General features: G+C 54.5%; 10 protein-coding genes. 3 read left to right on the forward strand and 7 right to left on the reverse strand.

All coding sequences use genetic code 11. The annotated features are described in order from the left end of the window. Positions 1-67: 67 nt before the first annotated feature. The 3 genes from G7016_RS24180 (at position 68) to G7016_RS24190 (ending at position 5,134) form a co-directional block, all read left to right on the forward strand. Positions 68-1,000 carry an ankyrin repeat domain-containing protein gene (locus tag G7016_RS24180; protein ID WP_181118323.1) on the forward strand — a complete coding sequence of 311 codons (933 nt, stop codon included), beginning with the start codon at positions 68-70 and terminating at the stop codon, positions 998-1,000. Between the two features lie 292 nt (positions 1,001-1,292). Continuing rightward, the gene (locus G7016_RS24185) at positions 1,293-3,554 is read left to right on the forward strand and encodes an McrB family protein (RefSeq protein WP_181118324.1); all 2,262 of its coding nucleotides are present in this window, start codon (positions 1,293-1,295) and stop codon (positions 3,552-3,554) included. Positions 3,555-3,556: 2 nt separating this feature from the next. Continuing rightward, positions 3,557-5,134, forward strand: a complete 1,578-nt coding sequence (locus tag G7016_RS24190) for a nuclease domain-containing protein (RefSeq protein WP_181118325.1) — start codon at positions 3,557-3,559, stop codon at positions 5,132-5,134. Between the two features lie 992 nt (positions 5,135-6,126). On the opposite strand, the gene G7016_RS24195 is transcribed toward G7016_RS24190, so the two are convergent. The 7 genes from G7016_RS24195 to G7016_RS24225 form a co-directional block, all read right to left on the reverse strand. Then, on the reverse strand, positions 6,127-7,410 hold the full coding sequence (locus G7016_RS24195) for an SMODS domain-containing nucleotidyltransferase (protein ID WP_181118326.1): 1,284 nt from the start codon (positions 7,408-7,410) through the stop codon (positions 6,127-6,129). After that, positions 7,403-8,023: an SLATT domain-containing protein gene (locus G7016_RS24200; protein ID WP_181118327.1), complete on the reverse strand. Its 621-nt coding sequence runs from the start codon at positions 8,021-8,023 to the stop codon at positions 7,403-7,405. Before G7016_RS24200 ends, G7016_RS24195 begins: the two co-directional genes overlap by 8 nt. Before the next feature lie 417 nt (positions 8,024-8,440). Next, complete coding sequence (locus tag G7016_RS24205; RefSeq protein WP_181118328.1) at positions 8,441-8,812, reverse strand: GntR family transcriptional regulator; 372 nt, start codon at positions 8,810-8,812, stop codon at positions 8,441-8,443. Between the two features lie 541 nt (positions 8,813-9,353). After that, entirely contained in the window at positions 9,354-9,986 is a 633-nt protein-coding gene (locus tag G7016_RS24210) for a hypothetical protein (protein WP_181118329.1), read from the reverse strand. A gap of 98 nt (positions 9,987-10,084) precedes the next feature. Further along, entirely contained in the window at positions 10,085-10,390 is a 306-nt protein-coding gene (locus tag G7016_RS24215; protein WP_181118330.1) for a hypothetical protein, read from the reverse strand. Between the two features lie 13 nt (positions 10,391-10,403). Then, positions 10,404-10,754, reverse strand: coding sequence for a DUF1413 domain-containing protein (locus G7016_RS24220; RefSeq protein ID WP_181118331.1), 351 nt, complete (start codon positions 10,752-10,754; stop codon positions 10,404-10,406). Between the two features lies 1 nt (position 10,755). After that, a complete protein-coding gene (locus G7016_RS24225; RefSeq protein WP_181118332.1) occupies positions 10,756-11,031 on the reverse strand; it encodes a hypothetical protein in 276 nt (91 codons plus the stop codon). Between the last annotated feature and the right edge of the window lie 652 nt (positions 11,032-11,683).

Here is an 11,683-nt window from a genome sequence, read left to right on the forward strand (position 1 = left end):
TACCAAGCGCTTTCCGCTACCATCCCCCGTTAAATGAATGTGTTGGCTTTCCACAGAGCGAGTAGACATGCAACAGCGAGTCTCAGAATTGGCTTACAGCGGTGATTGGAATGGCCTGTTATCCATACTTGAAGTGAGGCCTGAACTGGTAAATATTTCAAAACAACCGAACGGCTATACACCCCTCCACCAAGCGGCATGGCATGGCGCTCCATCGCCGGTCATACACAGGCTGTTAGTATTAGGGGCTGACCCATCAATCACGACGGCGAGTAAATTTCAAACACCGCAGGAAATCTCGCTTGAAAAGCACCCGACGCGCTTGGATTTGGATTACCTACTAAGCGTTCCAAAGCCATCTCTGTCGAGGGTAGTGAGAAAGGTTGTCAGCGATACCACAAGCCTGTTCGGGGCCTACGATGGAAATCAATTTGTCTACAATAGGATCGTAGAGTCGCTCGTGGTTGAACCGCGTTTTGCCTCTGTTCGTGACCTACATGAGCGGTTTGACCTACTTGTCGCCGCTATCAGCGGGTTATGTGCATCGGGCGCCACGGAACGTGAGTTTGATCTTTCGGAATACTTTTGCCTGCAGACAGACAGTGTATTTTGGGAGCGGACGCTGGTACCTCTCGTCCATGACGCTTTGCGTCGCCAGGCGACCTACCCGCTGGAGCGCGTCTGGGCCAGCGTAGCGGATCTGTTCGATCCGGCGCCCCGACAGTGGGGGTTACGGGGTGATCTGTTTCTTTGGATCGAGCTGCGCCAAGCGCTCTGCCATGTCCCTATACCGGCACAGGAGGGCGCCCTGGAGCAGGTGATACGCTGCGCTTATGAGGCGCTGGTTGGTCGACCGATAGATAGTAGCGCCGAGGTATATGTACCCCGTTTGGCAAGGGGCGGTATGAGCAGCGGAATGGTATCGCCTGAGTTTTGGAGCCGCTCCTTCATCCCCATGCTTGAGCAAAGGGCATCATGGTTGAATGTGGCGTGGGGCTAGGGGGGCTCACCACTCGCCCGGATGGATGAAATGTACGGCGCGTCCAAGCCACACTGCGAGTAGCTCCTTGCGGGCCCGCATGGAGGTGGCTGTGCATACCATCAGACCTCATTTCTCAGGATTTCCAGCCAACCAGCTAACCCAGCTTGGCTCAGCGTGCTCAAAGTGAGACGCTCCCCATAGCTGATAGCTCTATAGACGAAGTTGATTTCAGCGTCATCAAATTTCCTATGGGGGCAGTGTCTAAGCCTGCTGTCGGCGACCATCGGATATCAATAGAGGGAAGGCTGTGGTGGATTTGCGGGATGGTGATCAGCTTAAAGCGGCGTGCAGCAGATTGGGCAGTGCGTTGACACTTGCGGGTAATCAGAGTTGGATCTCGGAGATACTGAGGTGGCTAGAGATCGTTCGGGACGTTTCTCATACCGAGTTTATGACTGAGCAGTTCCAAGTTTCACTGTGGAATACTGAAGCCGTAAGCGCCACGGGAATGGGCAGCGTTGATATCTCGAATGTCGCTAAAAGCCAATCAGTGGCCGAGCAGCTATGGATGCTCAAGGTCAGCTACGCAGCTACAGGTGACCCGCTCGAAAAAGAGTCACTGATATCTCACGCTTGGAATACCTTGAAGCCTGAGGTTGCCAGCTTGGCCAAGCGCATGCCAAAGCTGAAGATGTATCGTCTGTTCGCATTGCTTTGCCCGGGTGCATTCACGACCATCGCTCACTTTCGAAAGCTACGCGAACTCGCGACTGTAATGGGTATCTCGTCAAAGGGAGAGGCCGGACACCGGGTGCACAAACGTGTTCTGGAACGCCTCGACGAAGTTCTTGGCCGCGTGGATATGCCACTCTCCAAAGAGGGGGCCACACGGCTTACGTTACCTTGGCTGCTGTATGTGAATCATGTCCAGAACGCGGAAGCCGAGGCCACCGAGATCTCTGATCCGGTTACCGGCAAGGAGGTGCTGAATCCGCTGCCACCCGAGCGCAGGCGTCGAGGCATGTTAGCGATAAGGGGTGGTGTATCCACTATCCAGGCCATGATTGAATTCGCCGTCGAGGGATGTACCCGCGAAGACTTTTTGCAGCACCTTCAGTCCGTAAGCCCCATTGCCAAAAAGAGCACGTTGGCCACTCAATTGAACGCCCTGATTGCTGAATGGGGCGCGCTGAAGGCTCATGGCAATGAATTGATTTTGACGCCCAGAGGTGAGGCATTTCTGGAGTCAGGGGATGTAGATGAAGTCGTAGACTGGATGATGACTAGGATTCTGGGCTTCGATAATCTGCTCTACGCGCTTTCCGGTTCGTCTATGGCCAATCGGGATGCAATCCTCCTGCTTCGAGAAGTCAATCCGGGCTGGACGAAGGACTTTGCGCCATCCAGTCTGATCTGGTGGCTGCGTTCTCTGCAGTTAGTGGGCCTCACTGATAAGACGCTTAGCCTCACCGAAAGGGGAGCTCGCTGGGTTGCCCAGATTCACTGGGAGCCCAAGGGATTACCTGCTGCTGATCGTGCAGGATCGCCTGATGCGCGGGAGCCAGCTACAGCGGCTGAATCTGTCTCAGTCGACAGGCCATCGGTCAAGAATATCATTGAGGGCTTCGATCCTGAGTACCAGTTTCCTAGGGCGCTGATTGCGCAATTGGATGCCGGTTTATGGAGCCATACCCGTCGTCATTTTGCAGTTTTGACTGGCCTCAGCGGTGCGGGTAAAACCCAGCTCGCTCGAGGTTATGCCTTAAGTATGTGGCAGGGAGAGGCGGTGCCAGGGGATGGACTTCTTATCGTTCCCGTACAACCAGGGTGGCATGACTACTCAAGCCTTCTAGGTTATGTGAATCCGCTCGACACAGACTCTTATGTCCGAACGGGAGTATTAGATTTCCTGCTTCAGGCAAGCAGTGATCCTTCGAAGCCCTACATACTTGTCCTAGATGAGATGAACCTTTCACATCCTGAACAATACCTAGCCCCACTGCTCTCCGCGATGGAGACCGGTGAGTCCATTGAACTCCATGGTCAGACAGAAGACCTGAATGGGGTTCCTAACAGCATCCCGTACCCAGATAACCTGGTGATTATCGGGACAGTGAACATGGATGAGACCACCCATGGCCTTAGCGATAAGGTGCTGGATAGGGCGACGGTTATCGAATTTTGGGATATCGATGTCAACGCGTTTCCAGGCTGGGATAAAAGTGCGCTTGCCCAAGCTCAGGTGGACGCGATTCGAGGTTTGATGGGACAGCTGATGGACGTACTACGCCCGCTTCGATTGCATTTCGGATGGCGAACGCTACAGGACATTCTCGGTTACGTTCAACAGACCCAGATCGGTGAAATCATTGAATTTGAAGAGGCCTTGGATCACGCGGTTTACTCCAGGATACTGCCGAAGCTTCGGGGGGAAGATAGCCCCCGGATACAGAAAATGTTCAGCCTTTTGAAGGCGACGTTGAAGAACCAAAATCTCGAGCACTCCCTTGCCAAAGTCGAGGAAATGGCAGAGGAACTAAGCCATACGGGATCCACCCGGTTTTGGCGGTGACCATGGCCACAATCAGCTGTGTCTGTAGTGAGGGTACTCTTTTCGACGTCACGCCAGACACCCTCACTGCCGGCTTCTCTGAACTGTCCACCTATCACTTCATTGCCCAAAAAGAGTGGGCTTTGTATGTCGATGATGTTCGGCTTGAGACCGTGACCTGGCAGGGCGAAACGGCATGGAGATGGAAACCCGGATTCTTCGCCGGGGAGGTAATGGCCGAGCTGCTCAATGAGCACCAAGAGCGTATCGGGATCTATCGTCTAGACGTCTCGCCGGATTCGAAAAAATTAGGGAGTGATACATTTGCGTCAATGGTGAATGAGATCCTTGATTTCGACCCGGCGCTGTTATTCGGTTCTGAAGCCGCGCAAGTGTCTATCGGTGCCGAAGGCGCTATTACGAGTCCCCACCTTCAGTATTCCCGCTTGCGCAGGTATGGAGATGGGTTCGTCGCGGGGCTGCAGCAAATTATTAAAAAGCCACTGACCACGCTCCAGCGCGAGAGGGCTCTCGTCAGCGCGCAGGCCATCAAGCGAATGGACGCAACTACGATCCGCAAGGGCTTTAGCAGCCCCGGTGGCCGAGCTTTGCTGCACCCTGACCTGTCCGAGAAGCCGGCACTCAATACCATTCGATTTGATGTGCCATCTGCATACGAAGAGTCGGACAACGCTGCCAATCAGGCTGTCGGTCTCATTTTGTCCGAGGTCATGCGGCGATGTAAAAAGGTGAGTGTGGCCTTGAGTGTATTGGCCGAGCGGGAAGACCTCAGTGATACTCGATCTCCATTGGCCCCAAGGCTGAATCGGCGTCTGCATTACCTGCGTTCACTCGTGATCAGGCTGGAGCGGGTTAACAATCAGATGCCTTTTCGAGGTATATCGGCACGCAGGCTATCGGCGGCTGGCCTGAACGCCATTTCATCTCACCCGGCCTATTCGCGAGCCTACCGTTTCGGTTGGTTCATCCTACGGCCCGGCGTGCTTGGACAGCTGGATGGCGAGTCTTTATGGATTAGCCCGACCTGGGAGATATACGAAAGATGGTGCTACGCAATGGTTGTTCAGCAGCTTCAAAAGCTATTCCCTGACTTCGATTGGATACGGCGGCCCAGTGCGAAGGTCGACAGAATACTGTGGCGCGGAAAGAAAGGTGAGCTTTCACTTGATGTCTGGCTGCAAGCGCCTTGCCCCGCTGTCGATAAAACACCGTACAAAGGATTTCAGAGCCTTTCGCGGCGGCGCATCCCCGATATCGTAATCACCATGAATTCGCCTGCTGGGCATCGTTTCGTTGTACTTGATGCCAAGTACCGGAGTAGCCGCTTCGGAGTCCTGGATGCCATGGAGTCAGCCCACCTGTACCATGACTCCCTACGCTGGAATGGTCGGAGACCAGATGCCGTTTTCTTGGTGGTGCCTAAAGGAGGCGCAGTCCCAGTTCTTGAAGATCAAAATTTCCAAGAAGCTAACGGTATAGGCGTGGCAGTCTTAGGTAGTCGTGAGGATTCCTCAAGGCTCGGTCATCGACTGGCAGACTTGCTGAGAGCTGAGGGCCCCGGCGGATTAAACCTGAGTTGAGGTAGATTACGATTTGATCGGGAGCTTCATTTCGCCAGTGGGAGCGAGCAGGATCAGAAGCGAAGTGTACGGCATGCGCAACCACGAAGAAGACTGGATCCAGCCTTTGGTAGGACGCACCGTTCGCGACGCGGGCTACCTCTCCATCCTGCTACCGACAGGCCCGTAACTTAGGCGCGATCAAACCGGAGGCGCCGGCGTTGGAATGTCCTCGATGGTTTGTCGACTTTGAAGCATCCGGGATCGCTCCCGACAGTTACCCAACGGAAATCGCCGTGGTGTCCATCTATGGTGAATTCCATGTGTTAATCCGTCCCGTGTATTACTGGATGCACTGACCGTCCGACGCTTAGGATATGCATCGCATCTCTAGAGATTCCTTGCTCGCGGATGAGGTTGAGCCGAAGGCCATCGCAGCCGAGTTAAACATCAGATTCGCCGACGCTAAGCTCTGCTCTGATTCACCGCAAGACGGCCTTTGGCTGGACACGCTTTACGAAGCTGCGGGCATAGAGCCGTCGTTCGAATTGCTGCGTCTAGAAAGTTTTGTAGGCCCACAAGCGGCAAGTGAGATCTATAGGCGCCTTCCGGAAAGACGAGAACATAGAGCGACTGCCGATACCCGGGCCCTCATGCTGTCCACTCTGGAATACCTCGGCACGGAGAGGTCATAGCGACGGATTCACCGCCTCCTCGATAGACGCGCCGCCGCCTCTGTCTCCTCTCCCTACCAGTCGCACGCCATAATCTGAAGCTACTCAGCCCAGAGCTAACCCTCAATCTCGACGCCGATTTCCGCTTCGTCTCCAAAGCCTATGGGCTACCGGGGCGCTCACAATCAGCAGCTAGGAGCACCCGGCTCGCTCGACCGTTGGTCTTCGCTGCGTGCATTTGCTTGGCAATGCCGAAGTCGGTGGTCAACCGCTGAGGCTCGAAGGGTGCCCGATTGCTCGGGTGCCCTTGATCGTCTGGTGCGCAGCGGGAGAGTAAGCTTAGATCGGGACAACGATTCGACTGCGGGCCACGCAAACGTTTTCCTTGACGGCAAAACACTCCACGTAGTGATCCCCCTGGAAGCTTGATCGCTCGGTGATCTGATGCGGCCCGCTGTCCATCCGAATGTCTCCACGGATCATGTTTCGCTCAATTGCTTGAGGGCCTACGTTCTTTACCTTCCAATAGATCTTATAGGGCGGCGGCACGTCAATCTCGGCTACCCAGAAGGTCAGCTCGCGCTCCTTCGGAATTTTGTAGCGGATGACCCTCGACATCAGATTGCGCAGTTGATCCCCTTCGTTTTTGACGCTGCAGTCGATGCGCAGGTTGTACTGGATATCCAGGCTGAATTTCTGGCCAATGAACTGCTCCATGTTCTTGACCCGGCCTTCGTTGATGGCTTGCTGTTTCGCTTCTTCCATGTACTCAGGGAAATGTTCACCAAAGACCGTGCTCCAACGTTCGTGGGCAACGTCAGCATCGTCCAGAGCCTCCTGCAGTCGACGCAGAGCTTTCTTGGCTTTTGGATGAAAGTGCCCCGACTTTGTGACGATCGAACCGCTCCCCGGCGCTCGCCACTGTTCCTTGTCCTCATCGATATCCACCATAAACGCAAAGAAGTCCCGCGCCATCTCACCGTACATGGAGTACGACTCCTCGTCGTAGTCTGTCGTGCCTTTGAGGAACTGGTAGCACAGGGTGTCGATGAGCATCCCTTTCAGCGGGACGCCGTGGTCATTCTTCCAGGCGCGAACCATTTTGCAGAGGCGCTTGAGGTTGTGGTTCTTGTCTTGGTTAAGGCTGTTGATCTCATCGATCTCTGCGACCGGATTGCAGGTTCTCCAACTGCCGCCATCGTTGGCATCTGGATAGGTGTAGCTGCCATCATCGTGCTGGAACACTGGTAAGACTTCGACGATGTAGTCCGTGAAGTCGACCGACACTACCTGCTGCTGAGCGCGGACGGTATGGTTGGGAAACCGCTCTTTGAGGGCCAGGCGGATCTCGCCAAGCAGCGAGGACTGCTTATTGTTCTCGTACTTTTGAAACCGGTCATACACCGACCACGGCAGAACAAACGCCATGTCCAAGTCGCTGATGCCATGGACTGCCGTATGGCGCCCGTACGACCCGACCTGGCGACAGTGCTGGCTAGTAGAGTCGCTGCCGTAATATTTCCCGTTGAGCTTCTCCGTGATCTGGCGATAGCTCTTGGAGATCGCATCAGCGTTCCTGACCGCCAGATTCTTCCGAAACTGTTCAAACAGCTCTTTACTCATGGGTACAAATCCTTTGCAGGGCATTCACGATTTCAGGGTGGGAGCCGATATACGAAACCGCGCCCATGGCAGCCAAAACTGCGAGAATAAAAACATAGAAAGAGAACGGGACTTTGTCCCTCCACAGGGAAAACCTCCTAGACTCGGTGATCCAGTCGATCTGCTGTTCCCAGAAGAATTTCTTGTGCGCGAGCCACCCAGAAAACAGGATGTGCTTGTTTAGGCACGCACTCCGGAACGCCTCGGTAATGAGGTCATACTCCTGCTGGTGAGCAGGCGTGAACCCAGTGGCTGCTTTGCATTGGGCATGTAGCACCTTCAACCTATCAAACAGAGCGGTCAGCGCACTACCCGCCTGGTAATACTGTCCCTTCGTCTCTGAGTAGAGCGTGATGTAAAGGCTGCAGATGCCGACCACTGTGATAAGGGCTGATACGTTTTTGGCGGCCAAAACATCGATGTAGAGGGAGAGGACGCCAGTGATGAGTGAGACCATGCCGATCCACCCAGGCGCTTTCTCAACGATGTCGAAAGTCGAAAAGTGAAGCTTGGCGGCATACCCAACGTCGTACGCCTTTTCCGCAATCATTCGCAGCGCTACCTGCTGATCCATGTGAACCTCTGAGCTCAATCCTTGTGGCTGCTCAACTGCAGTGCCAATGAGCCATGAGGTCACGTGGTCGTCTGACAAGCCGGCATTTACCTCTCGCCCGCAGCATGTTCCCGCCACTGCGGTAGAAGGCTTTGTGGACGTTATCATAAGCCGAATCGGCCAGCGATGGCCAAGCGCTAGTAAGGCATTCAGGTGCCTGAACCCGGGCACCCTTCCTCAAGCCACCAGGCGATTGTTGAGACGCTCAAGCAGATTTTACTTGTATGGGTGGTGCACGTCCGTCAGCCCGCCAGCGACTGCACCGTCGCCGGCATCGATCGCTTCAGCATTGGCTTCATGCTCGTTCCAGATCGCCTCGCGCTACTCAGACGACTGCAGAACGGCACCCATCGCACGGCGCAGGTGTAGCCAGTAAACCTAAGCGCTCTGGGCAATCAGCGGGTCGCTGGAGGCATCGTAGAACGCGGCATGGAACGCCACGGCCGCGTCGGCCATCTCCTTGATGTTCCTGCTCTGTGAAGCCTTGCGGCCCCGTTTGATCACCGCAGGATCGACCTGCAATTTATGCTCGGAAGCCATCTTCGCGGCGAGGTTGTCCAGCGTGCCACGGATCAGATAGAGGTAGCTGATGTCATCGGTGGTCAGTGGGGCGACCAATACACCTCTGTCTGGTGCTTCCTGGATCAGTCCGTCTTTCTTCAGCAGGCGCAATGCCTGAAAAACCGGCGAGCGAGAGTTCGGCGATCTCTTCTTGAGTGATGTTCCTGCCAAGAGCCAGGGAGCCGTCACTGATGAGGCCTGTGATGGGGCGGGGATTCACCAACTTGTATCGGAGGGAGTCCAACGATCCGCTCTCGTTGCAGGTGTGCGCAATATAGGCATCATGGCCTTCGGAGGCGCTGTCAGGGCGATGTGTTCGCTGGGCGGTTACCGACAAATATCGACAAGCTTAACTATGGAAAGCGTGCCGGCACCATGACCGGCGCCGTGGCCGGCGGGATAGGAGGCTATGCCGGAGCTACGAGCGGTGCCGCAGCGGGCGGAGAAGCAGGTGCAATGCTGGGCTCGTCGCAGGCCCAGTTGGAGCGGTACTGGGTGCAACAGTAGGCGCGGTTGCCGGCGGCATTCTTGGCGCACTCCTTGGAAGTGCAGCGGGAGGGACGGGAGGCTCCAAGGCCGGGGAAATGGTGGACGAGCATATCCTTGATAATTATAAGTGCCTGAATGCTAGCTGCGGTCATAAATTCAGCATTTAGATCTTTCTCCCTAGCGGATTCTCTTAAATATATAGCGTCTTTGCGCACTGTTTTGTGGGTCAGACGCTAATATTTTATCGAGTCTCAATCTTCGATCTGAGTTCTGTCATCGTTACGAGCTGACTATTCTCAAGGGGATAGTATTGGTCGCAAATTGGATCAGCCAAGACATACTCGTTCGTTCTTGGTCGAACCATTATGTTGTCTAACTTGATATCCGCCATCGCCTGGCAATCTATAGCGAACGTTGCCATTCGAGCTAGTGTCGTGAGTAGCCCACTTAGCTCTCCATGCGCCATTGCTAAATCGCTACATCGGCGGCCAAACTCCTCGAGTTGTTCTCCCTCAAGTTGAGGCTCGCCTTCGGTGAGCTCGTCAAGCAGCGCCGCTAGCGTTTTAGCAGACGCAGACTGCGGATTGACATCCTTAAGCCATTCGACCTCTGCCAGCCAATAGTGCTCCCCCTCATCCTCGTCCGATGGAGCAACCGGGCCGAAATCTCTGAGGACTCGAGTTACACAAGGATTGCCTGAGGCCGATTCGCTGGCGATAAAGTTATGGCCGCATCCCTGCCTCGTGAGCCGGTATAGCTGGCCGTCTTTTACAAACAGCGAAGAGGACGAACCATGCTTGTAGTAGGTCGCAGACCTGAGCGGATCGGTGCTGAGGAGATATGTATAAAAACGCCCTTCAAAGAGCTCGGCCACTATTTGTCTCCTGATCGCAAGACGTCATAAATGTCAGGTACCGACCCACCTTGAGTGCCAAGGCGCGGGAAGCAGCGCTGACCATAAAATGCATCGGCTTACGGAAATCCTTCGCATTTCGCAATTTCTACTGATTCAACAATTTCTCGCAAAGAGAACTTTCGCGATATATTTTGCACTTCAAACGGCTCAGGCTTAGCGAAGGGCCTATGGGTAGATCCTCTGTAAAGGTTCACTACCCCATTTGGAAAGCGAACCTGATAATTAGGCTGAACTCCTCTACCAAGCTCTCCCACCTCTACTGTGGCATCCTCTGCTCCCCTCATATTCTTAGCCATTTTTTGAAGAAAGACATAGCCCAGTGTTGTCGCTAAAACCCGCACATCCCAGATGATTTTGGCCATGACGTCCCTGACTTCACAGTTTTACGGCGCGCTGATAGACAGCGTGATTAGAGGAGTTCTTGCGAAGGAATTCTACTCCGAAAGCATCTTGATTGGCTCGAACGAAACGCCCTAAGCCTAGCCTGGTTTCACGATCCAAAGCCTGCCAGGTTTCAAAACCAATCACTTGCTGGATATTGAACTCAAGGCCATCGGGCAGGGCTTTTACCTTCTCCTTCAGAATATCCGCTGCGCGCTCGAACGGGGTAGCGGATTTAGTGACATGTGCTTCCAACACGTCAAGAATCGCTGCTCGCGGATCCGCCTGCGACAGCGCCCAAGCTTCCAATTCGCCGGTGAGGGTTAGCTGAATGTCATAAGCCATTTCACAAGGCTCCATCTGTGCGGCGGAGGTACAACGAACGCGTACCTTGCAGACGATCAAACTTAAGGGAGAAATAGGCCTCGTTTTTGGCCACATGTTTTCCAAAAAGCTTCCCGAGATCTCCGATGGCCAACCAGATTTCTTCACCCACCAAGGTACGGACGTCAGCACTCTTTCCTTGAGGAAGTCGACGAGCATTCATGCGTAATGCCGCTTCAGCCTGAAACCATGCTTCATACTGAGCGCTGTCGCATTGAGGTACGTGGCGATTGTCCATGTTCATTTCCTTGATGTGTGGAGTTCGTGGTGCTGGCGGCCAATATTCCACAGAGAGTCATGCCTGTCAATCAGGCAGTCATCTTAGATGAATCATTGATGGTCTATCGTTCACGTAGCCCCACGCCGATCGTCGAGAGCGTCCACAACATGCAGGCGCCCTAGCGTACGAAGACGGTAGGGCTTCGCTGCCGGTAGGAGGCGTCGGGCATGGGGATACGTTAAAACTCTGCTGATTCAGGTTGCCAGTGAATGCCATCCTGCCTTGCGCTCACCCTAGCGGAACGCGATACCTCTCCGAACTATCTGGGCAATCCGGGAAGGATCACCCGGCGGTAGCTTGAGCCTTCATGCGCAAAGGTATATCTAGGGCTGCGACTTTGCCCTGCAAGTAAGCGCGTAGGCCACGGGGCTGAACGCGTAAGAACGAAACTCGAAGGATCAGGACGCTGCGGCTTGGTTCACGACAGCCGTTCCAAACGGGTACGGCCCCCGGTTAAAATCAATAGCGCCTCGGCATCTTCCGCTGGTCTGACGCTCAATCTGGAGCAGCAACGAGGTCTCGTCTGCGAGCGATCAATTCCTCAACGGCCAAGGCGCTCGGATCGCCATCCACTTGGCGTTGACGCAGAAATTCGAAATCGATCCCTGCT

It is taken from the genome of Pseudomonas japonica (assembly GCF_013522925.1).
GTDB classification, from domain to species: domain Bacteria; phylum Pseudomonadota; class Gammaproteobacteria; order Pseudomonadales; family Pseudomonadaceae; genus Aquipseudomonas; species Aquipseudomonas japonica_A.

Bases quoted from the DNA above. Each gene is read 5' to 3' on its own strand.
- G7016_RS24180 (WP_181118323.1), top strand. From the start codon at position 68: ATGCAACAGCGAGTCTCAGAATTGGCTTACAGCGGTGATTGGAATGGC.
- G7016_RS24190 (WP_181118325.1), top strand. From the start codon at position 3,557: ATGGCCACAATCAGCTGTGTCTGTAGTGAGGGTACTCTTTTCGACGTC.
- G7016_RS24195 (WP_181118326.1), bottom strand. From the start codon at position 7,410: ATGAGTAAAGAGCTGTTTGAACAGTTTCGGAAGAATCTGGCGGTCAGG.
- G7016_RS24200 (WP_181118327.1), bottom strand. From the start codon at position 8,023: ATGGATCAGCAGGTAGCGCTGCGAATGATTGCGGAAAAGGCGTACGAC.
- G7016_RS24215 (WP_181118330.1), bottom strand. From the start codon at position 10,390: ATGGCCAAAATCATCTGGGATGTGCGGGTTTTAGCGACAACACTGGGC.
- G7016_RS24220 (WP_181118331.1), bottom strand. From the start codon at position 10,754: ATGGCTTATGACATTCAGCTAACCCTCACCGGCGAATTGGAAGCTTGG.
- G7016_RS24225 (WP_181118332.1), bottom strand. From the start codon at position 11,031: ATGGACAATCGCCACGTACCTCAATGCGACAGCGCTCAGTATGAAGCA.